Origin of the sequence: Nocardiopsis sp. JB363, assembly GCF_900143625.1 — a bacterium.
Taxonomy (GTDB): domain Bacteria; phylum Actinomycetota; class Actinomycetes; order Streptosporangiales; family Streptosporangiaceae; genus Nocardiopsis.
In genome coordinates this window covers 41,248-66,611 of sequence record NZ_FRFF01000201.1, presented here as the reverse complement: position 1 = coordinate 66,611, position 25,364 = coordinate 41,248, and the positions used below count along the sequence as shown (strand labels likewise).

Here is a 25,364-nt window from a genome sequence, read left to right as displayed (position 1 = left end):
CTACGACGGGTAGTACTACTGCCTGTGGCACCCCCACGTTAATTCAAGATGGCCTGTGGGCAAGGGTATTGAGTCCCTGGCGTCAGGGTCCGAAGGGTGCTTGCGCCCCGGACCCCTGTCGAATCGGAGTGATCCTCGTTCCCGACGTCGAGCGACGTCCGGGGCCTTGTGAAGGGAGTGGACCCGTGTCCGAACGCATGCGAGTGAACCTGTCGCGAGGCGACATCACCGAACAACGCGTGGACGCCGTCGTCAATGCCGCCAACAGCTCGCTACTGGGTGGCGGCGGGGTGGACGGGGCGATCCACCGCAAGGGTGGGAAGGCGATCCTGGAGGAGTGCCGGGCACTGCGCGACTCGCACTACGGCGGCGGACTGCCGGCCGGGCAGGCTGTGGCAACGACCGCGGGGAACCTGCCGGCCCGCTGGGTGATCCACACCGTGGGCCCGGTGTACAGCACCACCGAGGACCGCTCGGAGGTACTGGCCTCCTGCTTCACCGAGTCGCTACGGGTCGCCGAGGAACTGGGCGCCGAGTCGATCGCCTTCCCCGCCATCTCCACAGGGGTCTATCGGTGGCCGTTGGACTCCGCGGCCCGGATCGCCGCGCGGGCGCTGAGCACCGCGCGGGCCCGGGTGCCCAGGGTGGAGATCGTGTTGTTCGACGAGGACGCGCTGGCGGCTTTCCAGCGGGCCTTCGACGCACGCTGAGATCCGCCATGGTTCCCGGCTACCGCGACCCCGCGGGGCGTCGTACGCTCCCGTGTATGGGACACCGGCATCCGAGCAAGCTCAAGAACCCAGAGGTGAGTCACGCGCGTGCCCGTTGGCTTCTGCGCGCGGAGCTCGCCGGGTGTGACGCCTGCCGTGCCGAGGGCGACAAGGACGCGCTGGCCGACCTGGCGTCGGACGGCATCTTCGACTCCCTGATCACCGGATTCGTACTCGCCCGTGTCCAGCAATGGCACTCACCCAGCAGACCGTCCCAGTACCCCGCGACGGTGTACCGCGTCGCCCCCATCGACGAACGGGACTTCTGGTGGGCCCCCACCCAGCACTGCATGCGTGTGTGCACGGTGACGGGGCCCGAAGGTGTCGACACCGTTCCCGCGCTCCGGGAACTGCGGTTGATGTCGGGCTCGGACCGGTCACTGGTTCTGGACGACATCATCGACGGGCTGGCCGAGACGGAAGGATGACTCTTGAGGCCCGTTCACCAGGGGGCACCGCACATGTCCCCCAAACACGACAAGCCCATCGTGGGCCTGTGCGAAAGATGCGGTGAGTACCTCAACCCCGGGGTGCGCACCTGTCCCAACTGCGGCCACTACAACTCTTAGCCGCCCGCCGACCCCGGTCTCCCTCACAGACGACCGGGGTCGGCGATCGGGGGCGGATACCCCTCGCTTCCTTCGTCGACCTCCTCCAGCCACGGGCTGTGGACTCGGGCTCCGGGCAGGCCGGCGAGTTCGGGCACGTACCTGCGCACGTAGACGCCTTCGGGGTCGAACCTCTTGGCCTGTCGGGAGGGGTTGAACGCCCTGTTGGGCCGAGTGTCGTTACCGGTTCCGGCCACCCACTGCCAGTTGCCGTAGTCGTCGGCCACGTCGCCATCGGTCAGGTGGGCGTCGAAGTGCGCGGCGCCCTCCTTCCAGTGGACTCGCAGGGTCCTGGTGAGGAAGGCCGCGGTGATCATCCGGGCGCGGTTGTGCATGAACCCTTCGCGAAGCAGCTGGCGCATTCCGGCGTCCACGATCGGCACCCCGGTACGTCCCTCCTTCCAGGCGGCGAGGGCGCCGGGGTCCTCGCGCCACCCCCGACCACGAGGCCGGTAGTCGCGGACGGTGATGTCGGGGAAGGCCGCGGTGACCTGGTGGTGGAAGTCGCGCCAGGCGAGTTGGCGAACATACTCGGAACCTTCTGGAAGGTCGCGTGCGGCGCGAGCGACCTCCAGTGGGGACAGGCAACCGAAGCGCAGGTCCGCGGACAGGTGGGAGGTGGCCGCTCCCGCCAGGTCATCGTGCCGGTCACCGTAGTCGGCGATCCCCGACCGGAGCCAGACGCGGAGCCGGTCACGCGCCCGGGTCCATCCACCCGCCTGTCGTTCCGGGGAGAGGGCGCCCACTCCTTCGCGTGCGAGGTCTTCGCCTACGGGCAGATGCCCGGGATCGATCCCTTCGGGTAATGCGACCCGTGCCGGTGCGGGTCGGGTCTCCCGCCAACGGATGGCCTCCCAGGACCTCCAGTAGGGGGTGAAGACCTTGTAGTGGTCACCGGCGGTCGGGGTGATGTCTCCCGGTGGCACCACGGTGAGCCCGGGGTGGGTGTGCACGTCCAGCCCGGCCTCACGGAGTCGGACGAGCCGCCGGTCGGCCGTGCGGCTCACGCCCGCGCTCAGGTGGACCGTGCGAGCGCCGGCCTCCCGGGCGAGGGCGAGTGTCTCCATGACCGTGTCGCCGCGGCGGATCACGAGGTCACCACCCACGGCGCGCAGCCCCGAACGCAGGTCGGCGAGGGCCTCGGCGAGGTGGGCGAGGCGATTGCGGGCGGCACGTCGCAGCAGGGCGTGATCGAGGACGAAGAGTGGGAGCACCGGACCGGCGGCTCCCAGAGCCGTGGTCAGCGCGGGATGGTCGTCCAGGCGGAGATCCTGCGTGAAGAGCACGAGCACGGGAGCGACCAAGGAGACTCCTTCACTATACGGAGTCACTACACTACGCACGGAAATCGACGGTGGTTACGACCGGCTTCGCCGGGTAGGGCCCCGGCATGGACACGCTCGTTCGCCCCGTCGTTGGAGTGTCGAGTTGCCTGCTCGGCGCCCCGGTGCGCTACAACGGCGGCCACTCACGACACCGTTTCCTCACCGACGAACTGGACCGGCACGTGGATTGGCTCCCGGTGTGCCCGGAGGCGGAGATCGGGTTGGGGGTCCCGCGCCCGACCTTGCGCCTGGAGGACTCCGAGGGGGCGACTCGGGTGATCTCCAGCGCGGACGGCACCGACCACTCCGATGAACTCGCGAACGTCGCGGACCGACACCTCGCACGGTTGTGCAGGGCAGACGGCTACGTGCTCAAGAACAAGTCGCCCAGCTGTGGCCTGTTCTCCCTCCCCGTCTTCGACGGGAGCGGCAACCGTCTGCGCGGCACCGGTCGCGGCGCCTTCGCCGACCGACTCACCACGCTGTTGCCGGCACTGCCGGTGGAGGAACAGGGACGCCTGTCCGACGCCGTCCTGCGTGAGCACTTCGTGGAGCGGGTGTTCGCGCACGCACGGCTACGCACTCTCCTGGAGAGTGAATGGGCCGCGCGCGACCTGGTGGCGTTCCACGCTCGGCACAAGCTGCAGCTGATGGCGCACTCCCCGGACGGATACCGGGAGACCGGGAGGATCGTGGCGAGGGTCGGAACGCAGGACCACGAGGAGACCGCCGTGGCCTACACCGAAGCGTTCCATCGGGTGTTGTCCGTCAAGACGAGTCGAGGCAAGCACGCCAACGCGCTCCAGCATGTCTTCGGGATGATCAGCCCCTTGCTGGACGACACGCGCAGGCACGACCTGCTGGACGGGATCGAGGACTACCGTCGGGGCGATGCGCCACTGAGTCTGCCCGTGGCGCTGCTGCGGCACCACTGCACGGCGGAGGGCGTCACGTGGGCCTGCGAACAGACCTACCTTCGCCCCTACCCGGAGACGCTTCGCCTGCGCCACCCGGTGGCGGTCTGAACACCTCGACACGAGAGGGGCCGGCGCACGGGGCTCCGGCTCTCCGCACCGACGCGACGGGAACCACACAGAGAGCACGCTCGACTACACTGAGTAACACCCCCTGGCCGCTTCGTGTGCGGTCACCGGTTGCTCCCGACCCCTGAGGTTGCGACGTGTTCGTCTCCTTCTCCCGACGCGCCACCGTACTCCTCGCCTCCTGTGCCGTGGCGCTGGTCGCCGCGTCCCTGGCCACCGCCCCTCCGGAGCGGCTGGTCGAGCGCATCGGCCACCACCTGTCCAACGCCGGACCCGAACTCGCCGCCGGTCGAGTGGGCGTCCCGCCCGACGCCGACTCCACACCGACGGCGCTGCCTCGTCCCGGCAACGTCGCGGTCTGCGACCAACCCGGGCGCGACGAGGTGGTCACCCTTCCCGACACGGCCGCCACCGATGACGGCGAACGTTCCCTGTGGATCCGGCGACCGCCCGGGCCGGACAGCGCCGACCTGCCCGTGCTGTACCTGCTGCACGGTTCCTCCTCCAGTCACCGGACCCTGATGGAAGCGGGCCTGGGCGACCTGATGGACCGCCAGATGTGCCGCAGCGGGGTCGAGTTCGTGATCGCCGCCCCGCACGGACAGGTCGAGGACGGATCCACCACAGAGTGGGCCGACGCCCACGACGGGAGCTTCGCCTTGGAGAGCTTCGTCACCGGCCCGGCCGTGGCCGCGGTGGAGGGAGAGCACCCGCGTCCGCGGTCCCTACGGGCGATCGGTGGTTTCTCCATGGGCGGTTACGGTGCGGCCACCCTGGCCCTGCGCAACCCCGACCTGTACTCGCAGGTGGTGAGCTGGGCCGGGTATTTCCGAGTCGACGACCCGCACGGCGTCCTCGGCTCGGACACCGACCCGCACTCCCCCGACCTCCTCCTGGAACCCCGGGACGTGCGCGATCTGCGTTTCATGCTGGTCGAAGGACGCGAGGACCACACACCGCTCCAAGAGGGCCGGATCCAGGGAGAGGCCGAACGCTTCTCCGGCCTGCTCACCGAGCACGGCATGACCGTCATCACCCTGCGGCCGCGCGGCGGCCACGATCTGCACGTCTGGAAGCGCACGTTCCCCGATGTCGCGGACTTCCTCGTCACCGGCTGGGCGTCTACACCCGGACCATGATCCGGGTCAACCCCGCCCCCTGGGACAGGCCGGTCGGGAACAGTGTGTACCTTCGTCGCTGTTGACGACTACTGCCCGCACACGCGACCTGGAGGGACCACCGGTGTCCGGACCCGTTCCGTTGGGAGATCAGGCGGCGGTTCCTTCGAGGATCGCGACGGTGAGCCTGCACACCTCCCCACTCGACCAACCCGGCACAGGTGACGCCGGTGGACTCAACGTCTACGTGGTCGAGGTGGCGCGTCGGATGGCCGAACGCGGCGTGGCCGTGGACGTGTTCACCCGGGCCACCGGACCCTCGCTGCCGCCCGTGGTCGAGCTCGCCCCCGGGGTGAACGTGCGACACGTGCCCGCCGGCCCCTACGGGCGCCTGGACAAGAACACCCTCGCCGAGCATCTGTGCCCGTTCATCTTCGGGATGCTGCGGGCCGAAGCGCAGGCCGAGCCGGGCTACTACGACCTCGTGCACGGCCATTACTGGCTGTCCGGCAAGGCCGGGGTCGTGGCCGCGCGCCGGTGGGGTGTGCCGATGGTGCAGTCGATGCACACGATGGCCAGGGTGAAGAACGCCGCCCTGGCCGAGGGCGACTCCCCCGAACCCGAGGAGCGGGTGCGCGGTGAGGACCAGCTGGTCCGCCAGGCCGACCGGCTCATCGCCAACACCGATGACGAGGCCCGCCAACTCACCGACTTCTACGGCGCCCGGTCCGACCAGCTCCACACGATCCCGCCCGGCGTGGACCTGGAGACCTTCTCTCCCGGACCGCGCGCCGAGGCCTTGGAACGGATCGGGCTGCCTCGGGACGCCCACTTGCTGCTCTTCGTCGGCCGGGTACAGCGGTTGAAGGCCCCGGACGTGCTCATCCGCGCGGCCGCCGAGCTCCTGAAACAGGACCCGTCACTGCGCGATCGCCTCGTGGTGGGCGTGGTCGGCGGCCTTTCCGGGGGCGGGATGCACGAGCCCGGCCTGTTCACCGACCTGGCCCGGTCGCTCGGAGTGGCCGACGTGGTGCGGATGGAACCGCCACAGGACCGCCGACGCCTGGCCGACTTCTACCGGGCCGCGACCGTGACGGTGGTGCCCTCCTACTCGGAGTCGTTCGGCTTGGTGGCCGTGGAGTCACAGGCCTGTGGAACTCCGGTCGTGGCGTCCCGGGTCGGTGGACTGACCACGGCCGTCTCGGATCGTGTGTCAGGTGTCCTGGTGGACGGGCACGATCCGTATCACTACGCCGCCGAACTACAGCGGTTGATCCGCGAACCCGCCTGGCATGCCAAGCTGGCGGAGGCCGCACCCGAGCACGCGGCCACACTGAGCTGGTCCCGGACCGTGGACGATCTGTTGGACGCGTACCGGTCCGCCCTCACCCCGCGCGAACTCCCGCTGGCCGCGGCGGCGTGCCGGTGACGAGGCCGACTTTGAAGGAGAGGAGAACTCCCGTGGCGGACACGACAGTGCGCGAGAACGCGATCAAGGCGATCGACGAGGCGGTGGCCGAGGCCGGGCTGGAGGTCGAGCGCCCCCGCGAGAGTTCCTTCCTGGTCACCATCCCGGGCACGGCCAAGCTCAAGACCCTGGTGTGGTTGGAGGCCGGCCCGCACAGCCTCACCCTGACGTCGTTCTTCTGCCGGCGGCCGGACGAGAACCAAGCCGGGTTCTACCAGTGGCTGACCCGACGCGGCTCCGACATGTACGGGATGGCGTTCACCTCCGACGAGGTCGGCGACGTGTACATCCGTGGTCGACTTCCCCTGGCCGGGATCACCGTCGACGAGGTCGACCGGCTGCTGGGGTGCGTGCTCACCTATTCCGACGAGAACTTCAACACGGCGCTGGAGCTGGGGTTCGCCTCGGCGATCCGCAAGGAATGGAAGTGGCGCCTCGACCGCGGCCACGACACCCGCAACCTACGCGCTTTCGCTCACCTGACCGAGCCCGCCGACGAACCGGCCGAGGAGACCGTCGACGAGGCCTGAGCCAGGGTTGCGAGTGACTAGGCTTGTCCCCATGGGAACTCTGGTATTGCTGCGACACGGTGAGAGTGTCTGGAACGCGAAGGGCCTGTTCACCGGTTGGGTGGACGTGGACCTGTCCGCACAAGGCGAGGACGAGGCCCGCCGTGGGGGCGAGCTGCTCAAGTCCGCCGGGGTGATCCCGGACGTCCTGCACACTTCGCTGCTCAAGCGCGCCATCCGTACCGCGAACCTCGCGCTGGAGACCGCCGACCTGCAATGGCTGCCGGTCGAGCGCTCCTGGCGCCTCAACGAGCGCCACTACGGCGCCCTCCAGGGCAAGGACAAGGCTCAGACCCGTGACGAATACGGCGAAGAGCAGTTCATGATCTGGCGCCGTTCCTACGACACCCCTCCGCCGACCATCGCCGACGACGACCCCTACTCGCAGGCCGGTGACGCCCGCTACGAGCTCCTGCCGCCGGAGCTGCTGCCGCGCACCGAGTGCCTCAAGGACGTGCTCGACCGCGCCCTGCCGTACTGGTACGACAACATCGTCCCGGAGCTGGCCGCCGGCAAGACCGTCCTGGTGGCCGCACACGGCAACTCGCTGCGTGCCCTGGTCAAGCACCTGGACGGGGTCAGCGACGCCGACATCGCGGGGCTGAACATCCCCACCGGCATCCCGCTCGTCTACGAGCTGGACGGGGACCTCAAGCCCACGAACCCGGGTGGCACCTACCTCGACCCGGACGCCGCCAAGGCCGCCATCGAGGCCGTCGCCAACCAGGGCAAGAAGTAACGCCCCACGACACCATCCGTGCCCGTACCACCGTCGGTGGTGCGGGCACGTTCGTGTTCGCGAGGCCGGGACCGTCAGTACACCAGGGCTTGGGCCCCGTCTTGGAGGGTCTCCTCGACGAAGGTCGGCGCCCCCGCGATGCGCACACCGTCGATCAGGTCGTCCTGGGTGAGGTCGCGCCGGGCCGCGCACTGGGTGCACACCGTCACCCGGCCGGCGGCCAGGACCGCGGCCAGCAGGTCCCGCAACGGGGCGGCGTGCGCGAGCTCGAAGGTCTCGGCACGCCCCGGGACCGCGAACCACGCGGACTCCCCGGTCAGCCAGAGGGAGACTTCCACGCCGGCGGTCACCGCGGCGGTCGCGACCGTGAACGCCTGGTTGCACCGCTCTGGAGCATCCGCACCGGCCGTGACCTTGATCACCAAAGAACGAGACATGCCCGTCAGCCTACCGAGAAGGCGACCAGCGTGAGCGCCGTTCCCGCGAGGGCGCAGAGCACGCACGCGGCGGTCAGCCCCAGAGCCTCGGTGCGACGCGGGGAGACCCGCGTGGCGCGCTCGACCACACCGTGTTCGACGGTGAGAGGGTCCTCGTCCGAACCGGCCAGCACCACCTGGCCGTCACGGGTGTGGACACGGCCGGTGACGCGCACCTGGGCGCCCTGGCGAATGATCCACTCGCGGTACTCGAACTCGATGGTCTCGCCCCGGAAGACACCGGAGATGCGTCCCCGTACCCGGGGCAGGAGGTCGTCCGCGGCGGCGGCCACCCCGGGCTGGGGGCGACCGACCTTGCGTTTGAGGCAGAGTTCGGCTTCCTGGGGCTCGGTGCCTCCGGGGTCGACGAAGACGCGCTGCGCGTCCCCCGGGCGTCCCTCACCCACCAGACCGAACAGTTCGTCCGAGCCGTAGTCGGCGATGGAGTCACAAGTGCGTTCGCCGACCTGCCCGGTGGCCTGGCCTCGGGCCAACGATCGGTAGTGGCGCAGGACCTCGTGACCGTGCCAGACGCACTCGACACCGGCCAGCCCGGACTCGATGGCGCCGGCGGGCCCCGGCGCGGCCACACCGGTCAGGGTCACGCGCCTGCCTTCGTGATCGGCGACCGCGGCGGGGAGGAGCAGTGCCAGGCCACGCTGACGCCGCCAGCGGCGCACAGCGATGACGGCCAGTGGCAGGAGGACCACCGCGATGGCGAGCAGCGCCGAACCGATCACCAGTAACACAGGCAGCCCCTTTGGAAATCGTGTTTGGAAATCGTGTCGGAGGTCGGGACAACGGTGTGCGTCCGAGCCCCGAGGTCGCACCGTGTCCGTCAACCATCTTTACCAGTTCTCCGGGAAAGCGGGGCCAATTGGGCATGTCCGGTGTACGGCCCGAGGGTGGCGATGGCGGGTGCCTACGCGCGTGCGGTCACCGGCGTCCTCGTCGCGCGCTACTCTCGGGGGTTATGGACGCTGCGGTACACCCTGATCTGGCGAAACTGTCCTTCCTGTTCGGACGTTGGGAAGGCGTCGGTGTCGCCGGTTACACGGAAGAGGAGAAGTTCCAGTTCGGCCAGGAGGTCGAGTTCGTCCCGCGCGCGGGCCTGCCCTATCTGGCCTACAGTGCCAAGGCCTGGCGGATGAACTCGGACGGCACCACCGGCGAACTGGTCACCGAGGAGTCGGGGTACTGGCGTGCCCTCTCGAAGGAGGACACCGCTCAGTACGCGGAGGACGACGAGAACAACATCGTCCACCTCGAAGTGATGGTCGCCCACAACGAGGGCTATCTGGAGTCCTACCAGGGCAACGTGTTCGCCAACCGGGTGGAGATGCGAAGCGCCGGGATCGTGCGCACCATCACCGGCCTGGAGGTGCAGGGGTCGCACCGCCTGTACGGGCTGTTCAACGACGGAAGCGGGAACCTGGGTTACGCGTGGGACCTGGCGGCCCGCGATCTGGGACTCCAGTCGTACATGTCCGCCCAGCTCAAGCGGGTGGCCGAGATCAAGCCGAACGACGGCAAGTAGGCCCGTTCGGGGTCCGGACTTCGGGGTCCGGACATGGACGAACCCCGGGCCGTCTCCTACGAGAGGGTCGGATCGGACAAGGTCCGACAGCCCGGGGTTCGGGTGTCCGTCTGGGATTCGCCTACGACGTACGTCGAGCGAATGCTCGGCGTCGTCCTAGCGGACGGCCACCTCGCCGGTCCTAGGGTCAATCATCTTCTGGACCACCTCCTTTCCTGCGTGCCGCCAAACTACGTCTCGTGGGCGGGCGCCGGCAAGTGATTTTCTGTGATCTGTATCCCCAGGTCAACGACGCCTCTGCGATCCTTTGGACGGGGCGGATACCCTCGGCGGTATGACTTCGCCGTTGCTGACCACACCCGGTGCCGTGAGCGCCGAGACCCCCGACACCGACGTCGCCGCGCACTATGGCGACCCCTCCCACGAGGGTCGCGCGATCGAACGTTCCAGCGCCTGGGTCGACCGGAGCAACCGGGGTGTGGTGCGGGTGAGCGGACCCGACCGTCTCGGCTGGCTCAACGACCTCACCAGCCAGCTCACCCGGGACCTGGTCCCGGGTGCGGGCACCGAGGCACTGATCATGGACGCGCGCGGCCGGCTGAAGCACCATCTGTCGATGGTGGACGACGGTGAGTCCACGTGGATCCACACCGAACCGGGTGACGCCGCCGAGACGGCTCGCTTCCTGGACTCGATGGTGTTCATGCTGCGGGTCGAGGTGGCGGACCTCTCCGAATCGCTCTCGGTCCTGACGCTGCTCGGCCCGGACCGGGACAAGGCCCTGGCCGCGGTGGAGGGTCCGGTCACCCGGACCACCAAGGACGAGATCGACCTGTTCGTGCCCGCTGAGGACCTCGTGACGACCGCGAAGAAACTGACCGAGGCGGGGACCCGCCCGGCCGGTATGTGGGCCTTCGAGGCGCACAGGATCGCCTCGCACCGGGCCCGGGCCGGGCTGGACTCCGACGACCGTGCCATCCCGCACGAGATGGACTGGATCGGCTCCGCCGTGCACCTGGAGAAGGGGTGCTACCCGGGGCAGGAGACGGTGGCCCGGGTGCACAACCTCGGTCGCCCCCCGCGCCGCCTGGTGCTGCTGCACCTGGACGGCACCAGGGAGCGGTTGCCCAAGGTGGGTGCCGACATCGAATTGGAGGGGCGCCGGATCGGCCGCGTGGGGAGCTCCGCCCGCCACCACGAGTTGGGGCCGATCGCACTGGGACTGGTCAAGAGGACGGCGCCGACCGACGCCGATCTGACCGTGGACGGCATCGCCGCGGGCCAGGAGGTCATCGTGGACCCGGACACCGGGGCCAACGCCCAGATCGACCTGCGTCGTCGACCGCGATAGTCGACCGCGGTGGGGGTTCAGGAGGGCCGTAGGTCGCTCTGCCCGGAGACCAGGACGTGGTCGAACTCGGTGCCCTCGGGCGCCAGGAACATCAGGTGAGTGGTGACCGTGACGCCGGGGTTGATCTCGTCCCAGAAGTAGTCCCAGGCCACGGTCACCTCGGCCTCGACGTCGTTGGCGTAGGTCTCCCCGTCCGTGGTGTGGCCCCGGGTCCCGTTGCTGTCGAAGATCACCGGTGAGGAACCCTCGTTGGTGACGTTGAGCCGGTAGATGTAATAAGTCATGCCCGACGGGGCGGTGGCGTGCGTGCCCATCCCGTCGGTGACGGTGGCGTCGGTGTAGGCGACCTCGACCACCACACGGAACGTTCCGACCGACGTCGAGGATCCGTTGAAGGACGACAGCGGCACGGATTCGGAGGCGGCCGAGACCGGTTCCCCGAGCGCCGACCGAACATCGGGGGCCGGCGGCCCGCCCAGGGTGACCACGGCCGCCGTGCACGCACCGGCCGCCACGAGCGCGGCGGCGGGGATCGCGAGCACACGGGCGGACCGTCCGAAACGGTCGGCGGAAGCCGGGAGCGGATCTCTGGCACTCATACTTATGTGACGTACAACACAAGTGCGCCATTCCGGAATTGTGCCCCGTTTGCCGACCCTCGCCCGAAATTCGACCTTCGCCGGCCCGATGGGATCCTCTCCCACCGGGCCGGTCGAGTGTCCAGTGCCGCGTCAGTCGGGGTTTGCCCGTTAAGGAGCGGCGTTCAGGATGGTGCATCGCAAGGCAGCGGGAAGCCCTCATAGTGGTTCCTATGTGGGTTTTTCGCCAACGCGGCGAGGTGCCGTGCTGAACGTCGCGACGGGGTGAACCTCGGCTGACGCGGCACTAGCGCAGCGCGGCGGCCAGACGTTCGTCGTGCAGACGCTCGCCCCAGGCCGGGGGCAGCGGGTTCAGCTGCCCCACACGCCAACGCAGCAGCAGGTCGGCCAGCTGCGGGTTGCGCGGCAGCGCCGGCCCGTGCAGGTAGGTGCCGAGTACCTGTCCCTGGTAGGCACCCTCGGTCTGGTCATCGTTGCCGATGCCCTTCACCGTGGTGGACAGCGGACGGGCCTGCGGACCGATGGCCGTCCGGCCCTGATGGTTCTCGAAACCGGTGATCCGACCCACGCCCAAGGCGGGATCGACGTCGGCGACGATCTCGCCCACGGCGCGGCTCTGACCGCGGCCGCTGCGGATATCGATGATCCCCACCCCGGGGAGCGGGCTGCCATCGGTGCCGGCGTAGCTCTCACCGACGATCTGGTAACCGGCACAGACCGCGAAGACACAGGCACCGCGTGCGGCGGCCCGGGCGAGACCCCCGTCGGCGCGAAGTCGTTCGGCGGCCAGGATCTGTGGCCGGTCCTCGCCACCACCGAGCAGGTAGACGTCACCCTGTTCGGGCACGGAGTCACTGGAGTTGACCTCCACGACCTCGGTGGGGATACCGCGCAACTCGGCACGGCGCTTGAGGATGAGGACGTTGCCCTGGTCCCCGTAGGTACTGAGCAGGTCGGGGTAGATCCACACGATCCGCAGGGCGCTGCTGGTGTTCGACATGGGTGGGTCTCCTACTGGACGCGGCCGTACGCCGTGCGGATCTGCTGGAAGGCGGTGTAGTTGGCGATGACGTCGACCTTGGTGATGTCGGGGCGATCGGCCTTGAGCTTGGCCAGCACCTCGTCGACACGCCCGGCGACCTCGAAGGGGACCTCGTCGGTCTCCAGTCTCAGGGCGAGGTCGGTACGGCGCTCACCCATGACGAAGACCCGCCGGTCGCGCAGGACCCTGTAGTCCACGTCCCACAGCCAGGAGGTGTCCTTACCGTCGGAGACCTGGGCGTTGACCGCCAGGATGACGGGAACACGCGGCGGGTCGAGGACGGCGAAGGACTCCAGCCACCCCGCCGGGTTCTTGGCGAGCAGAAGACGGACCTCCACCCCCATGGTGACCACGGAGGTGTAACGGCCGGCCACCGAGGTGATGTCGCGCAGGCGTTCGACGGTGCGTTCGGGGTGGATGCCGTAGGCGGCGGCGGTGGCCGCGGCGATCACGGCGTTGGAGCGGTTGGCGTCACCCGGCAGGTTGAGGCGGAGCTTGATCTGCTGCCCCTCGGGGGTGACGATGCTGTCGGAGTCGTTATCCACGGCCCAGGCGGTCCGGGGCCGGGCCAGGCCGCACTCGGGGCACTCCCAGTGCGGGTCGACCTCACGCTTGAGGTGAGCACCGCACTCGGGGCAGCACCAGGAGTCCTCCTTCCAGCGCTGACCGGCCGACACCCAGGTGGCGTTCGCCGAGCCCAGGCCCGCCCAGGCCACGAGCGGGTCGTCGGCGTTGGCGATCACGTGGGTGTTGGTCTCCGCCAGGGTGGTGCGCCACTTCTTCGCGAGGAGGTTGATCTCCGAGGCACGGTCCATCTGGTCCCGGCTGAGGTTCATCAACACGACGAAGGTGGGGTTGGTGGCCTTGATGACCTGCGGGAGGTACTTCTCGTCCACCTCCAGCACACCGTTGACCGCGGACTTGTTGGCGGCCAGCGCGGTGATGTGCCCGGTGGGCATGTTCGCGCCGTGTTCGTTGGTGGCCACGTCGCCGAACTCGCGCAAGGCCTGCGAGATGAGACGGGTCGTGGTGGTCTTGCCGTTGGTGGCACTGACCAGGGCCAAGCGGCGGCCCCGGGCGAGCTTGGTCAGCAGGTCGGGTTCGACCTTGAGGGCGACGCGTCCGCCGATGACGGAGCCGTCTCCGCGTCCGGTGGCCCTGGACAGGCTCGCCGCACTCCTGCCCAGTACAGAGGCCAATTGGGCGCGCAAGGGAAGCTCGCTCATCAAATCTCCACGATCGCTGGATCACCCGCGTGCACACGCTCCGGCCGCGGGCGATGTGTCGGCCAAGACTATTGTCCACCTGTGTTCAGACTCGCCAGTCCAACCGCTCGGGTGGCGGCCCGAGATTGGGCGGGACCCTGGTCGGATCGGGCCTGTCGTCGGTCATCGGTTCGATTGTCTCCGGTGTGTCCCCGGTCCCGAGCGCGTCTTCCGGTCCGTCGATCCGCGCGCTGTCACCCGGCGGTTCGGTCCGCGATCCGCGGCCCGAGGGGCGCCGAGTCACTTCGGTCTTCGGGCCCGGTTCCTCGGGAATCCTGGCCTGGCCGACGCCCCTACCGGCACCGGGGTTCCGATGGTCCTCGGCGGTGGCGAGGGTGGCTGTGGACAGGGTGAGGATACCCGGGTTGGTGTCGGTCAGGACCGGGCCGCCTGAGGTCAGGACGAGGGCTGCGGTGGGTGGCAGTTCCCGGAGCGACTCCGCGTCCAGGCCGCCGATCCGCGCCGTGGTCTCCTCTTCCTTCGTCGTCGCCATGGGGGTGTCGATCGCCGCCGCCTGCGCGGTGGCCCGCCCCCAGGCCGTGTCGGATCTCACATGTCTGACCAGGTCCAGTGGGGAGATCGCGGCCGCCGCGTTGCGAATGAGCGCTCCGGACTCGGTGTGCGGGGACGGGAAGAGGAGTTCCCCGTCGGGCCCGCTCTCGTCGTCGCAGTCGGGTTCGGTGACGGAGTCGCCGACGGCCGCACCGATCACCTCGGTGAGTGGATGGATCTCCAGGTCCCGCCGGTCGTCCACGGAGCCACCGCCCACTTCGGCGACCACCCGTGCGACCCTCGCGTCCCGGTCGGGCTGTCGCATCACCACTGGTAGGCAGGCCGGGTCGGACAGGTGGCGGAGCGCGGCGGGCACCGCCTCGCGGAACATCAGGATCACCTCGACACCGCCGTCCTCGGCCGCGGTCAGGACCTGCTCCACCTCTTCCTCCGGGAGGATGTCCGCGCCGCAGACCACCACGGTGCGGATCCGGTCGGGGCGTACCCGAGGGGCTCTGCCGCCGGGGATGGCCGGACCCGGCTCTCGTGTCTCCAGGAGCTCGCTGAGCGCCGCCACCGCGTAGGTGCCGTACACTCGGGCGGCCGGCACCCCGGACGCCCGGTCGGTGGAGATGATCTTGACCTGGGCATAGGCGGCGTCGTCGGCGCGGGTGCCGACCGCCTCGAACGGGCTGAGCCGCTGTTCCAGGACCCAGGCCCGTTCACGGATCTCGGGGTCGTCCGCGCAGCGTTCCCGCACTCTCGTTCGTTCGCCCGAGGTGAGCAGGGCCAGGGCCGGGTCGTCCTGGGCCTCGTCGTCGGCCGGGGTCAGCAGGGCGCGCAGCCCCCCGATGAGGCGGGCGATGTCCACGTCCTGTCCGAGCACCTCCAACAGGCGCAGTAGCAGCGTCTCGTCGGCGTCGACGTCCTCGGCCCGTCCCGTGGCGGCGGCCACGGCGGAGAGGACGCGGGCGCGCTGACCGGCGTCCAGGTTGGTTCCCAGGGTCATCCGCGGCAGGTCGGCGGGGAGCACCCATCTGCGTGGCTCCACGGCGCAGCGACGGGCGAGCCGGACGAGTTCATGGGCGACCCCGCGCCCGGTGAGGTCGACGACTGTGAGGTCGCCGCCTTCCCGAAGCCGGGAGACGCCGACGGTGGTGAGCAGTGCGGACCACCCGGTGTCGGCCCCGCCGACCACGACCACCGCGGAGGTGCCGGCCGGCACGGTCATGCCGTACCAGCGTGGTTGGGCCTCATAGGCGCGGGAGGCCGCTTGCCACTCGGTGTACCGGGTGGCGTGTTCGCGTTGTTGTTCACGCAGGATCCGTTCCCGCTCGGCGCGTTCGGCCGACAGCCGTTCCTCCGCCCGCTCCAGGCGTTCGGCGATGACCTGGCGGCTCTGCATCAGAGCGAAGGCGACCGGGGCCGCGATGGCCGCGCAGGCGAACACGCCGGCCAGGGCCAGGCTGCCGGGGAGCACGCGCATCAGCCACAGCGCCAGGCAGAGGAAGGCCAACAGGACGAGCCCGGCCAGCGCGAAGTAGAGCGGACGGTTGGTCTGCGCCTCGCTGTCGCGCTGACCGGCGATCCACTCCTCGGAGACCGTCTGCGCGTCCGAGGGCGCGGGGCGGCGTGGAGCGGGGCCGGGTGGTGGCAGGAGGATCCTGTGCCGCCATCCGAGATAGGTGCGTCCCGCCTCGCCTCGGGTCACGTTCGCCGACGACCGTGCTTTGGGCACCGTCGGAACACCTCCTCACCGGCGGTAGAGAGGGACCGCCGGGGAATCGTTCATATGGGGGGCTTCGGCCACAGGGCGGTCGAAGCTCGGGCACCGGCGCACCGACACCCTCGTGCTTGCCACGGCCGGCCACGCCCTACGGTCGAACACGGAGCGCGCACTGACCTAGAGCGGTGTGGCCGTGATCATCAGTGAAGCAGGGCCGCCCCCCGCTTTCCAGTACCGATCCCTCGGCTGTGGACAACCCGCGCGTCGCTCCGCCCTCCAGAGTGCCCGCAGCGGCGGCGGTGGCGATCTCGCGCCCGATCGGTGTGATCCTCGAAAACGACGAAGCGCCGGCCGGGCGCCGAAGGTGTGCTTTCGACCGTGCGGCCGACGAAACCGACATAATCACCGTGTAGGTCACACGCCCCTCTGATGCCCGGGAGTCCCCCATCTCCGGTCCTACGCTCACGCTGTCCCTGTTCTCACTTCTGCTCATGGTCGCCGCCCTGGTCTGCATGACACGAGGCCATGTCTGGAATCGCCGAAGGGGACGCGCCGACTGGAGCGAACGCGCCCTCGCCCACAAGACACCGATCGGCGCGGAACGGCGCAGGGTTCGTCCGTACCTGCGCCATGGCACACCAGCGCCCGACCCCGAGACGGCTCATCTGACCGTCAGGGTGGCCACCGAACTGAATCACCGGTGGGAGAACCCTTGGTACTTCTCGGGCGTGATCCTGTTCCTCCTCGGCAACTCCCTGATCCTGCTCGCCAGGTCGATGATTCAGGATGGGTTCTCCGTCTTCCTGTGGCTCGGGATCTCCGCGTTCTCCTTCGCCGTCTGCTTCCCCTTCTACCGTCAGGCGATGCTCGACCGGGCGAGGCTGGCGCTGGCGACCAACCAGGATCTCGCCAGTTGGCACCAGGAGCCGGATGCGGAGCCGCCACACCCTCGGGAGCGTTGAGCCCCGGAAACGACGAAGCGCCGGTGCCGGACGGATCGCTCCGTCGGCACCGGCGCACCGGTGGTTCGATCGTCGGTCAGGCCTGGACCTGGACGTCCACGACCTTGCCGACCTCCGCTTGGACGGGGAACTCGCCGGTGAAGCCCTTCGAGGCCAACACCCGCACCTTCCAAGCGCCATCGGTGGCGAAGAACCGGAAGGTTCCCTCGTCACCGGTGGCCACCTCTCCGACGAAGTCGTCGGACTCGTTCAACAGACGGGCGTAGGCCCCGCGCAGCGGCTGCCCGTCACGTGTCACCGTGCCCTGGATGACCGCCTGGCTTCCCGCGTCGACGTCGGCCAGGGCGACACCGCCCTCAGGGGCTCCGCAGCTGTCGCTCACTTGGCCTCGGCCTCCCCCACCTCGACGGGAACGCCGACCAGGGAGCCGTACTCGCTCCAGGAACCGTCGTAGTTCTTGACGTTCGGGATGCCGACGATCTCGCGGAGCGCGAACCAGCTGTGCGAGGAGCGCTCGCCGATACGGCAGTAGGCGATGATGTCCTTGTCCAGGTCCACACCGGCCTCGGTGTAGAGCTCGCGCAGTTCCTCGGCGGTCTTGAAGGTGCCGTCCTCGTTGGCCGTCTTGGCCCACGGGATGTTGCGCGCGGTGGGGATGTGCCCACCGATCTGGGCCGCCTCCTGCGGGAGGTGTGCCGGGGCGAGCAGCTTGCCGGTGAACTCGTCGGGCGAGCGGACGTCGACCAGTGCCTTGGTGCCGATGGCCTCGACGACCTCGTCACGGAAGGCGCGGATCGAGGTGTCCTGCTCCTTGGCCTCGTACTGGGTGGTGGCCCGCTCGGGGACGTCCTTGACCAGCTCGCGGGAGTCGAGCTCCCACTTCTTGCGGCCACCGTCCAACAGGCGGATGTTCTCGTGGCCGTAGAGCTTGAAGTACCAGTACGCGTAGGCGGCGAACCAGTTGTTGTTACCGCCGTACAGGATGACCTGGTCGTCGTTGCCGATGCCCTTGGCGGACAGCAGGTTCTCGAAGCCGGTCTTGTCCACGAAGTCGTGGCGGACCGGGTCCTGGAGGTCCGTCTTCCAGTCGATCTTGACAGCGCCTCGGATGTGGCCCTTGTCGTAGGCGGACGTGTCCTCGTCCACCTCGACGAGAACGACGTCGGCGTCGTCCAGGTGAGCCTCCACCCAGTCGGCGTCCACGAGGACGTCGGAGCGGCTCATGGGGAACCTCCTGTGTTTCTGTGCGATGTCGCGTGTGAGTCGGATGCGTCGTGCTTCCGGGCCCTGCTGCCGGAAGCCGGGGTGTCGTCGTGGCCTTCCCCCTGGCGGGGGGACGTGTTCTGGGTATCCCGCTACGCCCGGCGAGGGGCCGGGTGGAAGGCGGGAAGGGCACTACGCGGAATGGGGGCGAACGTGGTCGCGGCCTGCCGCTCCGAGCTCACGAGGGTGCGGTCGTCGATGTGGCGCTCTGTGCCGGGGGCGTACGGACGCCCGTCGAACTCGACTCGCATGAAACTTCATCCCTGTGTGCGTGGAGATCCGAGGAAGCCGATCGCACGAAGTGGGGAGGGCCGAGGGCCCGTCCGCCCTAGGGACATGGACAGAGCGCGGCGGCGACGCGGCAGAAATCAACTGCCCGTCGCTTCGTCAGATACGCGCTCGTCAAGGAAGTCACGTCTTAGACGCTACAGGCAGCACCACTGATTGTCACTGGTGGCCTGGATCACAAGGGAAGCCGTATTGCCCGCTCCGTCGGGCCGGACGGGCTTTCAGGGTGTTCCGGAATATGAGAACGGCGTCTCGGAGAGCATTCATGGAAGAGAACCACTCGGGCTCGGCGCTAAGAGATGACCTGTCCGAGCGCGGCGATCACGTCAGCCTTGCGGGGCTGCCCCTGGGCCCGCCGCACGATCCGGCCGGAGGCGTCCAGGACGAAGACGGTGGGCGTTCCCCGCACCTCCAGCCGACGCACCAGGTCCAGGTGCGACTCGGCGTCGACCTCGATGTCGGCGACGCCCTCCACCAAGGTCGCCACGTCCGCCAGGATGCGGCGGGTGGCGCGGCAGGGCTGGCAGAAGGCACTGGAGATCTGCACGAGGGTGGCCCTCGTGCCCAACTCGGCGCCGATCTCCTCGGCGCTGAGCGACTTCACCGCGGAGGCCATCAGGCGACCTCGGAGCCCATCAGCGGAACGTCCGAGCCGTTACCGGTGATCAGCAGACCGCTGGAGGTGGCCTCCACGTCGGTGACGGTCAGACCGAGCGGAAGCTCGGGAACCTGCGCGCTGAAGGTGAGCATGCCGGCGACCTGGTCGTCGACGTCGATCGGCAGGTCGCCGACCTCGATGTTCTCGGGGGTGACGGAGAGGACGTCGCCGTCGACCGTGAACTCGCCGGCACTGGAGACCGAAGTGCTCAGACCCAGCTCCGGCAGGGCGAGCTCGCCACTGATGCGGGGCACGTCGCCCTCGGTGCTGATGGTCATGCCCTCGGGCAGATACGGATTGAAGTAGGAGTAGGGCACCACGAAGGAGCCGTCGACCTGGCCGGCGACCACGGTGGGCTGGTCCATGAGGTCGCTCAGCGGCGCCTCGACGTTCGAGGCGGTGGCCTCGACCTGCTCGACCGTCACATCGCTCATCGTGGCGCTGTCGGCGTTGATGTTGACCTCGGTGTAGTCACCGCTCAGCACCTGCGGCAGGAACGCCCAGCCCTCGATGGCCACGTCCGGCTCCTCGGACATCTCCATCTGCTCGGCCAGACGTTCGGAGAGGGTGTTCTGCGCGAAGGATCGCGCCCCGATGTCGGCTACCACCACGAGCGCCGCGAGAAGGATCAGGAAGACGACAAGGAACTTACGCATCGGAAACCCCAGCACACTTTCTTTCGATCCGGCGCGCCTCTCGGCTGGGTCGTCCGGCCGGTCGTGGTCACACGCCATCGGCACCCGAAGGGCACCGGTCATGAAAAACCTGTAGGGAAGGGTACTTCACCCCGCATATGACGCAGGGGGACCCGGGTTGGTTGCGGTCCTGAGGCATCGATATGCGGTCGAGAGGTCCAGCGGGCGGCGACGGGCACGTTCGGGACGCGTCCGGGGAGTGTCGAGCGGGGCGCCCCTGACCGTTTCGGCGAAGGGCGCCGGCGACGAAACCGCTGTTACGCCGAGGGTTCACGCGGGTCGGTCAGCGAGGCATCAACATGGCGGCGAGGCCCTCGTTGGCGGCCGCGTCGGAGAGGGAGAGCTCGATCACGTTGGTGGCGACCACGTGCGCGGGTAGGCGGCGGGCGAACTCCAGCATGTGCGGCTGCTGCTCGTGTTCCTCCTGCGCGAGCTCGTCCCGGTAGATCGCGTAGACGATGCGCTGCAACGGCGCGCTGGGCACCGTGTGCGAGGCGAACAGCATGGTGTCGGGTTCGCGGGCGGAGACCTCGCCGACGACGGCGTTGGCGAGCCGGTCGAAGCCATCGCCCTGCCCCTCGGCGAGCGTGTAGATCGTGATGACACCGCGCAGTTTGCTGCTGGGCGATGCGGCGGCCGGGGCCCCTCCGTAGAGGTCGTCGTAGGGGTCGGCGTTGCGGCGCTTCCGGCGCACGGGCTCCTCCTGCGGTTCGTCGAATTCGTCGTCCACGTCGTCGTACTCGTCGTCGTAGTAGTCGTCATCGTCGTAGACGTCGCGGCGGGGCTTGGCCGCCAACGCCGCGGCGCCCCAGAGGGAGGAGACGGCTCCGAGCATCAGCAGCGGACCCACGGCTTCCAGACCCGTGCGGCCGACGATCGCGGAAAGGAGCGTGGCCAGGACGAGCAGCCCGAGGACGACCAGATCGGTCCTCCCGGGGCCGTGGAGGCCGCGCCGCGCGACAACGACCAGCGCGGTGACGAGGAGGACGACGGCGAAGACCTGCGCACCGTTCACGAGCGCGCGTGGGATCAGGTCGTAGTGTTCGGCCAGCGGTGGGAAAGAGGAGCCGAGACGACCGCTGATGCGGTCGATGGACAGCACCGCCAGGGGGACGATGGTGAAGACGCTGAGGAACAGGCGTGAGGTGAAACGGGCGTTCGGCGCGCGGACCGCGTACTCGAAGGCCCCCCACGCCATGTAGACGGGGCCGATGAGGCTGACACCCAGGTGGAAGAGCCTGAAGGTGGGCCCGCCGAAGTCGAACAGCACCCCGATCACCGCGGCACTGAGTCCGACCGTGATACCCAGCGCGGCGATCAACCATGCGATCGCGGCGATCCCGGGGCGGCGTTGGGCATAGGCGGTCAGCGCGGCGGTGGCGCTCCAGCCCACCAACGCGCTTATGAATGTCAGTCCTACCGTGACCATCTCGACAATGATGATGCACGCCGGCGGGTGGATGTGCACAACGTGCACTTTTGAAGGGATGCCCTGGGGAGAGATCTCGCAGAGTGAGGGCCAGAACCACCTTTTACACTGTGAGCTTCATCACCAGGATTCGCATGGCGGTGCAGCGACCCCACAGGGACGCCGAGTGGCTCTAGGCTCACAGTACGCGGGGCCTCACCCCGGCTGCCGGAGGGCGACCTCCCCCACCTGATCCAGGAGAGAACCGTGCCATCGGACGCGACGTTCCCGAACCCGATCGGTCCCGGCGCCGCCTTCTTCGACGTGGACAACACCCTGATGCGCGGCGCGTCGATCTACCACTTCGCTCGCGGGCTCGCCTCCCGCGACCTGTTCACCACCCGCGATCTGGCGCGGTTCGCGTGGGGGCAGACGGTGTTCAGGGTGACCGGCAGCGAACAGCCGGAGCACATCAACGCCGCACGCGAGGCCGCTCTGGCGTTCGTCGCCGGGCACGACGTGCAGGACCTGGTCACCCTCTGCGAGGAGATCTACGACGACACCATGGCCGATCGCATCTGGGAGGGCGCCCAACGACTCGTCCAGGGCCACCTGGACGCCGGGCGTCCGGTCTGGTTGGTCACCGCGACCCCGGTGGAGCTGGCGGAGATCATCCGACGCCGACTGGGACTGACCGGGGCACTGGGCACCGAGGCCGAGAGCATCGACGGGGTCTACACCGGGCGGCTCAACGGCGACCTGCTGCACGGGCCGGCCAAGGCCGTGGCGGTTCGGGAGCTGGCCCACAAGGAGGGGTGGGACCTGACGAGCTGTTCGGCCTACAGCGACTCCTCGAACGACCTGCCGCTGTTGTCGTTGGTGGGGGATCCCCACGCGGTCAACCCGGATGGAGACCTGCGCCGGTACGCCCGGACGCACCAGTGGCCGGTCCACGACTTCCGCAGACACCGCAGAGCCCTCAAGGTGGCGGTCCCGGCGGCGGTCGCGGGCGCGGTGGCCGGCGCGATGGCGGTACGAGCGCTCCGGCACCGTAGGTCCTTCACCGCACGCTGAGGAACTCCCCCGAGAAGCGCTGAGCGGCGCACAGAGCGACGCTCGCCCTTGGACCCGGGCTCTCCCCCGGAACCCGAATCCGGCCGGCCGACGCGCGTTCAGGCGCGCCGGTAGAACACGGGCAGGGCCCTCATCCCCGCCGATCGCAGCCCACCGCGCACCCGCCGGAAGAAACTCGGCCGAACGAACTGCGCGAGCAGGAAACGCACCGCCCCTCCCGGCAACCGCACCTGGTTCACCATGGCGAAGGTCGCGTCGTCCGCGCGTGGCCGCAAGAGGGTGCTGTTGTCCACCCCGATCGCGGTGACGTACCAGTGGGCCAGGTCCTCCCAGACCACGACGGCACGATCGGCATCGGGCGCGGTGAAGTGGTTGAGCAGGAAGGTGTCCCCGGGACCGTCCGCGGTCTCACCGATCCGACGGGCGTTGCGGGCGACCATCACGAGCTCCCCGCCCAGCGCCCGGTAGGCCCGCGAGGCCATGAGGTCGTCGGCGGCCGTGGGCGAGACGGTCGTGATGAGGACGACGACGTCGTACCGGGGAGCGCCCGACAGCGGTGGCATGAACACGGCCTCGTAGAGGACCGTGGCGACGACCTCGGGCCGGGCCTCGACCTCGGGGAGAAGCGCGCCGATCTCCGCCAGGACTTCCTTCCGCTCCCGGTCGCTTCGCACGATGGGCCCGCGTCCCGGCGGGGACACGCTCACACCGACGTACACGTAGCCGTACGGGTGCGGTGGGTCGAACACCGGGTCGGGGCGCCCGGGCCTGGTGGCTGCCATGACTCGCTCCTCACTCGGCGCCGCGCGGGACGCCGGCGGACATCGTGGTCTGGCTCCCAGACTAGAAGCATCACTTCGTATTCACAAACAGTTCGGGCATCCAAATCTTTATGATCGTGAGCATGGCACAGGACCGCGCTTCAGAACCCTCCGAACACCCCGATCCGAAACTGGTGGCGGAGCTCGGGGTGATACCGCGGCTGGAGGTCTACTTCCGACGTATCCGCACGGACATGCCCGAGGACGTCGCCGCGGTCTTCGCCGAACACGGGCTGACCGCGCGCCATGGCGGTGTCCTCGCACAACTGGCGGTGGTCCGCTCCATCGCCGTCGGCGACCTGGCCGAACGCATGGCCGTCTCCATGCCGACCGCCAGCGAACTGGCGGGAGACCTCAGGAGGGCGGGGTTGGTCGTGGCCGAGGAGGATCCGGACAACCGTCGACGCACCCTGCTGAGCCTGGCCACGGACTACCGACCGTCGGTGGAGGCACTGGTCGCGGCGCGTGCGGCGCCCTTGCGGCGCGCGATGGAACGGCTGACCGAACGCGACCGCGCGGGCTTCGCGGCGGGTCTGCGGGCATGGGCGGAAGAGCTGAGGGATCGATGAGGATCCCCGGTCGCCACCGGGGGCGAGAACGAACGGCGGGGTTCGGGGTCAGCGGCCCAGGGTCGCTCGGGCCAGGGCGATGACGTGCACCGGACGCAGTCCGGCGCCGCGACCGCCTCGGGGGGCGCCATCACGGCCGACGCCGCCGCGGCTGTGCGCGTACGACTCGAAGGCCTCGATGGAGCTGTAGGCGGGCGACCAGTCCAGGGCCGTGCACAGCGAGGTCGGGTCCAGACGGGCCGCGTGCAGGCCGGTGTTGACGGTGCGGGCGGCGCTGGCGCTCGCGTAGCCGATCCTGCCGTGCTTGGCCATACCGCGCAGCACCTTCAGGCCGCGGGCCGGCACGGGGACACGCTGGCCGCCGATCCGGCGCAGGCAGTGTGAGAGGGGGACGGTGTCCGCCCCCGAAACGTCGAAGAAACCGGTCTGGCCGCTCAGTGCCATGAGCGTGAGCGCTTCGACGCCGTCGTCCTCGTGCAGGAACTGCACGCGCGGGTCTCGGCCCATGACGGTGGGCACGACCCGGTAGTCCATGTAGCGGGTGAGGGGGGTGTCGACGGAGGGGCCGATGAGGTTCGCGAACTTCAACACGGCCACGGACAGGTCCGGACGCCGGCGTTGAAGGGAACGGGTGTCCCGCTCGACCACGGCCGCGTCGTCGGCCTCCAACGTGGCGCTGGAGCGCACCACGAGGCGGCGGACGGAATCGGAACGCTGGGCCGCGCCCAGGACCCGCATGGTGCCGAGGAGGTCGTCCTCGCGATTCGCGCCCTTCACCGTGTCCAGGCCCAGGTGCAGGACCAGGTCGGCGCCCGAGTCGGTGACGATCCGGTCCAGGCTGCCGTCGTGCAGGTCGACGTGCCGATACTCGATCCCCGGCAGACCGCCCGGAGGTGGTGCGGAGTCCGCTCCGATCACCCGGCGAATACCGGGCTTCTCACTCAGGGCCTGAGCGACCCTGGCGGCGAGGGGGCTGGAGACCCCGGTGACGAGTACGACACGAGCCATAGCGACACGTTCCTTGGAAGGAGACGGTGGTGCGAGAGGCCCGCGGACCGTTCACCCGCCAAGGGTGAGCGGCGACCGCGACCCGTGAAGCACAACAGTGCTTCACCCAGAAAATTCCATTGCCGTGGCCAATGCCACGCAAAGGGGGAAAGTGTCTCCGCGTCCGGGGCGAACCCTGGGGCACGCCCAAGCCCGCGGAGAGACGTTCGCCGCTGGAAGATCCTACTGAGAGGTCCTACTTCTTGTTGCGACGCGCCACACGCGTGCGCTTGAGCAGCTTGCGGTGCTTCTTCTTCGCCATCCGCTTACGACGCTTCTTGATGACGGAACCCATGGGATCACCTTCTCGCTGACGAGTGAGTACGGACATGCCGAGCCACTGGTGACGAACACCTGGCGGCTCGGATGCGGTTACCGGGCTCGCGTTGGCCCACACGCGCTTGCGTGTGCGGCCGGTACGACCGGGGCGAGCCCCGGGGAGGGCGGCGCT

The 25,364-nt window shown here is 69.1% G+C and carries 31 protein-coding genes; 14 read left to right on the top strand and 17 right to left on the bottom strand.

What is annotated here, in order from left to right:
- The first annotated feature begins 197 nt into the window (after window positions 1-197).
- Genes BQ8420_RS30670 through BQ8420_RS33255 form a run of 3 tightly spaced genes read left to right on the top strand, consistent with a single transcriptional unit; the run spans window position 198 to window position 1,339 of the window.
- Window positions 198-710, top strand: a complete 513-nt coding sequence (locus BQ8420_RS30670; RefSeq protein WP_087104023.1) for an O-acetyl-ADP-ribose deacetylase — start codon at window positions 198-200, stop codon at window positions 708-710.
- A gap of 56 nt (window positions 711-766) precedes the next feature.
- Entirely contained in the window at window positions 767-1,198 is a 432-nt protein-coding gene (locus tag BQ8420_RS30665; RefSeq protein WP_087103948.1) for a hypothetical protein, read from the top strand.
- Between the two features lie 33 nt (window positions 1,199-1,231).
- Window positions 1,232-1,339 carry a zinc-ribbon domain-containing protein gene (locus BQ8420_RS33255; RefSeq protein ID WP_358503562.1) on the top strand — a complete coding sequence of 36 codons (108 nt, stop codon included), beginning with the start codon at window positions 1,232-1,234 and terminating at the stop codon, window positions 1,337-1,339.
- A gap of 23 nt (window positions 1,340-1,362) precedes the next feature.
- On the opposite strand, the gene BQ8420_RS30660 is transcribed toward BQ8420_RS33255, so the two are convergent.
- Window positions 1,363-2,682, bottom strand: a complete 1,320-nt coding sequence (locus BQ8420_RS30660; protein WP_087103946.1) for a deoxyribodipyrimidine photo-lyase — start codon at window positions 2,680-2,682, stop codon at window positions 1,363-1,365.
- An 86-nt stretch (window positions 2,683-2,768) separates the two neighbouring features.
- Between BQ8420_RS30660 and BQ8420_RS30655 the strand changes: the two genes are divergently transcribed.
- From BQ8420_RS30655 to BQ8420_RS30635, 5 genes are all read left to right on the top strand, one after another.
- Window positions 2,769-3,728, top strand: a complete 960-nt coding sequence (locus BQ8420_RS30655; protein ID WP_087103944.1) for a DUF523 and DUF1722 domain-containing protein — start codon at window positions 2,769-2,771, stop codon at window positions 3,726-3,728.
- A 155-nt stretch (window positions 3,729-3,883) separates the two neighbouring features.
- Window positions 3,884-4,885: an esterase family protein gene (locus BQ8420_RS30650; RefSeq protein WP_087103942.1), complete on the top strand. Its 1,002-nt coding sequence runs from the start codon at window positions 3,884-3,886 to the stop codon at window positions 4,883-4,885.
- Window positions 4,886-4,988: 103 nt separating this feature from the next.
- On the top strand, window positions 4,989-6,293 hold the full coding sequence (gene mshA, locus BQ8420_RS30645) for a D-inositol-3-phosphate glycosyltransferase (RefSeq protein WP_087103940.1): 1,305 nt from the start codon (window positions 4,989-4,991) through the stop codon (window positions 6,291-6,293).
- Between the two features lie 32 nt (window positions 6,294-6,325).
- The gene (locus tag BQ8420_RS30640) at window positions 6,326-6,862 is read left to right on the top strand and encodes a YbjN domain-containing protein (protein WP_087103938.1); all 537 of its coding nucleotides are present in this window, start codon (window positions 6,326-6,328) and stop codon (window positions 6,860-6,862) included.
- Window positions 6,863-6,893: 31 nt separating this feature from the next.
- Window positions 6,894-7,640, top strand: coding sequence for a phosphoglyceromutase (locus BQ8420_RS30635; protein ID WP_087103936.1), 747 nt, complete (start codon window positions 6,894-6,896; stop codon window positions 7,638-7,640).
- A 74-nt stretch (window positions 7,641-7,714) separates the two neighbouring features.
- Here the strand turns inward: BQ8420_RS30635 and BQ8420_RS30630 are convergent, their stop codons facing one another.
- The gene (locus BQ8420_RS30630; RefSeq protein WP_087103934.1) at window positions 7,715-8,077 is read right to left on the bottom strand and encodes a DsrE family protein; all 363 of its coding nucleotides are present in this window, start codon (window positions 8,075-8,077) and stop codon (window positions 7,715-7,717) included.
- A 5-nt stretch (window positions 8,078-8,082) separates the two neighbouring features.
- Complete coding sequence (locus tag BQ8420_RS30625; protein ID WP_087103932.1) at window positions 8,083-8,865, bottom strand: GIDE domain-containing protein; 783 nt, start codon at window positions 8,863-8,865, stop codon at window positions 8,083-8,085.
- Window positions 8,866-9,089: 224 nt separating this feature from the next.
- On the opposite strand from BQ8420_RS30625, the gene BQ8420_RS30620 reads away from it, so the two are divergent.
- The 3 genes from BQ8420_RS30620 to BQ8420_RS30615 all read left to right on the top strand — a co-directional run bounded on the left by BQ8420_RS30620 (window position 9,090) and on the right by BQ8420_RS30615 (window position 11,004).
- The gene (locus tag BQ8420_RS30620) at window positions 9,090-9,653 is read left to right on the top strand and encodes an FABP family protein (protein ID WP_087103930.1); all 564 of its coding nucleotides are present in this window, start codon (window positions 9,090-9,092) and stop codon (window positions 9,651-9,653) included.
- 33 nt (window positions 9,654-9,686) lie between these two features.
- The gene (locus BQ8420_RS31745) at window positions 9,687-9,914 is read left to right on the top strand and encodes a hypothetical protein (protein ID WP_143847667.1); all 228 of its coding nucleotides are present in this window, start codon (window positions 9,687-9,689) and stop codon (window positions 9,912-9,914) included.
- 73 nt (window positions 9,915-9,987) lie between these two features.
- On the top strand, window positions 9,988-11,004 hold the full coding sequence (locus tag BQ8420_RS30615; protein ID WP_087103929.1) for a folate-binding protein YgfZ: 1,017 nt from the start codon (window positions 9,988-9,990) through the stop codon (window positions 11,002-11,004).
- 17 nt (window positions 11,005-11,021) lie between these two features.
- Here BQ8420_RS30615 and BQ8420_RS30610 read toward each other — a convergent pair whose 3' ends face one another.
- The 4 genes from BQ8420_RS30610 to BQ8420_RS30595 form a co-directional block, all read right to left on the bottom strand.
- Entirely contained in the window at window positions 11,022-11,546 is a 525-nt protein-coding gene (locus BQ8420_RS30610) for a DUF4352 domain-containing protein (protein ID WP_235006580.1), read from the bottom strand.
- A 343-nt stretch (window positions 11,547-11,889) separates the two neighbouring features.
- Window positions 11,890-12,603, bottom strand: a complete 714-nt coding sequence (locus tag BQ8420_RS30605; protein ID WP_087103924.1) for a type 1 glutamine amidotransferase — start codon at window positions 12,601-12,603, stop codon at window positions 11,890-11,892.
- Window positions 12,604-12,614: 11 nt separating this feature from the next.
- A complete protein-coding gene (locus BQ8420_RS30600; RefSeq protein WP_087103922.1) occupies window positions 12,615-13,871 on the bottom strand; it encodes a MurT ligase domain-containing protein in 1,257 nt (418 codons plus the stop codon).
- Window positions 13,872-13,956: 85 nt separating this feature from the next.
- Window positions 13,957-16,140 carry a hypothetical protein gene (locus BQ8420_RS30595; protein ID WP_369825564.1) on the bottom strand — a complete coding sequence of 728 codons (2,184 nt, stop codon included), beginning with the start codon at window positions 16,138-16,140 and terminating at the stop codon, window positions 13,957-13,959.
- 479 nt (window positions 16,141-16,619) lie between these two features.
- On the opposite strand from BQ8420_RS30595, the gene BQ8420_RS30590 reads away from it, so the two are divergent.
- The gene (locus BQ8420_RS30590) at window positions 16,620-17,090 is read left to right on the top strand and encodes a hypothetical protein (protein WP_087103920.1); all 471 of its coding nucleotides are present in this window, start codon (window positions 16,620-16,622) and stop codon (window positions 17,088-17,090) included.
- Window positions 17,091-17,166: 76 nt separating this feature from the next.
- On the opposite strand, the gene BQ8420_RS30585 is transcribed toward BQ8420_RS30590, so the two are convergent.
- The 7 genes from BQ8420_RS30585 to BQ8420_RS30565 all read right to left on the bottom strand — a co-directional run bounded on the left by BQ8420_RS30585 (window position 17,167) and on the right by BQ8420_RS30565 (window position 21,423).
- Window positions 17,167-17,472, bottom strand: coding sequence for a DUF1416 domain-containing protein (locus tag BQ8420_RS30585; RefSeq protein WP_087103918.1), 306 nt, complete (start codon window positions 17,470-17,472; stop codon window positions 17,167-17,169).
- Window positions 17,469-18,314 carry a sulfurtransferase gene (locus tag BQ8420_RS30580; protein WP_087103915.1) on the bottom strand — a complete coding sequence of 282 codons (846 nt, stop codon included), beginning with the start codon at window positions 18,312-18,314 and terminating at the stop codon, window positions 17,469-17,471. The genes BQ8420_RS30585 and BQ8420_RS30580 overlap by 4 nt, the downstream gene beginning before the upstream one ends.
- Before the next feature lie 131 nt (window positions 18,315-18,445).
- Window positions 18,446-18,604: a hypothetical protein gene (locus BQ8420_RS32115; RefSeq protein ID WP_160049500.1), complete on the bottom strand. Its 159-nt coding sequence runs from the start codon at window positions 18,602-18,604 to the stop codon at window positions 18,446-18,448.
- Between the two features lie 77 nt (window positions 18,605-18,681).
- On the bottom strand, window positions 18,682-18,768 hold the full coding sequence (locus BQ8420_RS33250) for a putative leader peptide (RefSeq protein ID WP_355267795.1): 87 nt from the start codon (window positions 18,766-18,768) through the stop codon (window positions 18,682-18,684).
- 165 nt (window positions 18,769-18,933) lie between these two features.
- A complete protein-coding gene (locus BQ8420_RS30575; protein WP_087103913.1) occupies window positions 18,934-19,257 on the bottom strand; it encodes a thioredoxin family protein in 324 nt (107 codons plus the stop codon).
- Window positions 19,257-19,955, bottom strand: coding sequence for a DUF2993 domain-containing protein (locus tag BQ8420_RS30570; RefSeq protein ID WP_087103911.1), 699 nt, complete (start codon window positions 19,953-19,955; stop codon window positions 19,257-19,259). Before BQ8420_RS30570 ends, BQ8420_RS30575 begins: the two co-directional genes overlap by 1 nt.
- Before the next feature lie 322 nt (window positions 19,956-20,277).
- Window positions 20,278-21,423 carry a putative quinol monooxygenase gene (locus BQ8420_RS30565; RefSeq protein WP_087104019.1) on the bottom strand — a complete coding sequence of 382 codons (1,146 nt, stop codon included), beginning with the start codon at window positions 21,421-21,423 and terminating at the stop codon, window positions 20,278-20,280.
- 246 nt (window positions 21,424-21,669) lie between these two features.
- Between BQ8420_RS30565 and BQ8420_RS30560 the strand changes: the two genes are divergently transcribed.
- The gene (locus BQ8420_RS30560) at window positions 21,670-22,476 is read left to right on the top strand and encodes an HAD family phosphatase (protein ID WP_087103909.1); all 807 of its coding nucleotides are present in this window, start codon (window positions 21,670-21,672) and stop codon (window positions 22,474-22,476) included.
- A 98-nt stretch (window positions 22,477-22,574) separates the two neighbouring features.
- On the opposite strand, the gene BQ8420_RS30555 is transcribed toward BQ8420_RS30560, so the two are convergent.
- Window positions 22,575-23,258 carry a hypothetical protein gene (locus BQ8420_RS30555; protein WP_087103907.1) on the bottom strand — a complete coding sequence of 228 codons (684 nt, stop codon included), beginning with the start codon at window positions 23,256-23,258 and terminating at the stop codon, window positions 22,575-22,577.
- 122 nt (window positions 23,259-23,380) lie between these two features.
- Here BQ8420_RS30555 and BQ8420_RS30550 point away from each other — a divergent pair, with 122 nt between their 5' ends.
- A complete protein-coding gene (locus tag BQ8420_RS30550) occupies window positions 23,381-23,866 on the top strand; it encodes a MarR family winged helix-turn-helix transcriptional regulator (protein WP_235006579.1) in 486 nt (161 codons plus the stop codon).
- A 48-nt stretch (window positions 23,867-23,914) separates the two neighbouring features.
- On the opposite strand, the gene BQ8420_RS30545 is transcribed toward BQ8420_RS30550, so the two are convergent.
- Together BQ8420_RS30545 and BQ8420_RS30540 are read right to left on the bottom strand one after the other, a co-directional pair.
- Entirely contained in the window at window positions 23,915-24,874 is a 960-nt protein-coding gene (locus tag BQ8420_RS30545) for an NAD-dependent epimerase/dehydratase family protein (protein ID WP_087103903.1), read from the bottom strand.
- Window positions 24,875-25,109: 235 nt separating this feature from the next.
- Window positions 25,110-25,208: a 30S ribosomal protein bS22 gene (locus tag BQ8420_RS30540; protein WP_013155353.1), complete on the bottom strand. Its 99-nt coding sequence runs from the start codon at window positions 25,206-25,208 to the stop codon at window positions 25,110-25,112.
- Between the last annotated feature and the right edge of the window lie 156 nt (window positions 25,209-25,364).

Coding starts and splice junctions, on each gene's coding strand:
- BQ8420_RS30580 (WP_087103915.1), bottom strand. CDS start 18,314: ATGAGCCGCTCCGACGTCCTCGTGGACGCCGACTGGGTGGAGGCTCAC.
- BQ8420_RS30615 (WP_087103929.1), top strand. CDS start 9,988: ATGACTTCGCCGTTGCTGACCACACCCGGTGCCGTGAGCGCCGAGACC.
- BQ8420_RS30540 (WP_013155353.1), bottom strand. CDS start 25,208: ATGGGTTCCGTCATCAAGAAGCGTCGTAAGCGGATGGCGAAGAAGAAG.
- BQ8420_RS30545 (WP_087103903.1), bottom strand. CDS start 24,874: ATGGCTCGTGTCGTACTCGTCACCGGGGTCTCCAGCCCCCTCGCCGCC.
- BQ8420_RS30665 (WP_087103948.1), top strand. CDS start 767: ATGGGACACCGGCATCCGAGCAAGCTCAAGAACCCAGAGGTGAGTCAC.
- BQ8420_RS31745 (WP_143847667.1), top strand. CDS start 9,687: ATGGACGAACCCCGGGCCGTCTCCTACGAGAGGGTCGGATCGGACAAG.
- BQ8420_RS30550 (WP_235006579.1), top strand. CDS start 23,381: ATGGCACAGGACCGCGCTTCAGAACCCTCCGAACACCCCGATCCGAAA.
- BQ8420_RS30590 (WP_087103920.1), top strand. CDS start 16,620: ATGGTCGCCGCCCTGGTCTGCATGACACGAGGCCATGTCTGGAATCGC.
- BQ8420_RS30555 (WP_087103907.1), bottom strand. CDS start 23,258: ATGGCAGCCACCAGGCCCGGGCGCCCCGACCCGGTGTTCGACCCACCG.
- BQ8420_RS30635 (WP_087103936.1), top strand. CDS start 6,894: ATGGGAACTCTGGTATTGCTGCGACACGGTGAGAGTGTCTGGAACGCG.
- BQ8420_RS30605 (WP_087103924.1), bottom strand. CDS start 12,603: ATGTCGAACACCAGCAGCGCCCTGCGGATCGTGTGGATCTACCCCGAC.
- BQ8420_RS30620 (WP_087103930.1), top strand. CDS start 9,090: ATGGACGCTGCGGTACACCCTGATCTGGCGAAACTGTCCTTCCTGTTC.
- BQ8420_RS32115 (WP_160049500.1), bottom strand. CDS start 18,604: ATGCGAGTCGAGTTCGACGGGCGTCCGTACGCCCCCGGCACAGAGCGC.
- BQ8420_RS30600 (WP_087103922.1), bottom strand. CDS start 13,871: ATGAGCGAGCTTCCCTTGCGCGCCCAATTGGCCTCTGTACTGGGCAGG.
- BQ8420_RS30565 (WP_087104019.1), bottom strand. CDS start 21,423: ATGGTCACGGTAGGACTGACATTCATAAGCGCGTTGGTGGGCTGGAGC.
- BQ8420_RS30575 (WP_087103913.1), bottom strand. CDS start 19,257: ATGGCCTCCGCGGTGAAGTCGCTCAGCGCCGAGGAGATCGGCGCCGAG.
- BQ8420_RS30655 (WP_087103944.1), top strand. CDS start 2,769: ATGGACACGCTCGTTCGCCCCGTCGTTGGAGTGTCGAGTTGCCTGCTC.
- BQ8420_RS33255 (WP_358503562.1), top strand. CDS start 1,232: ATGTCCCCCAAACACGACAAGCCCATCGTGGGCCTGTGCGAAAGATGC.
- BQ8420_RS30630 (WP_087103934.1), bottom strand. CDS start 8,077: ATGTCTCGTTCTTTGGTGATCAAGGTCACGGCCGGTGCGGATGCTCCA.
- BQ8420_RS30670 (WP_087104023.1), top strand. CDS start 198: ATGCGAGTGAACCTGTCGCGAGGCGACATCACCGAACAACGCGTGGAC.
- BQ8420_RS30570 (WP_087103911.1), bottom strand. CDS start 19,955: ATGCGTAAGTTCCTTGTCGTCTTCCTGATCCTTCTCGCGGCGCTCGTG.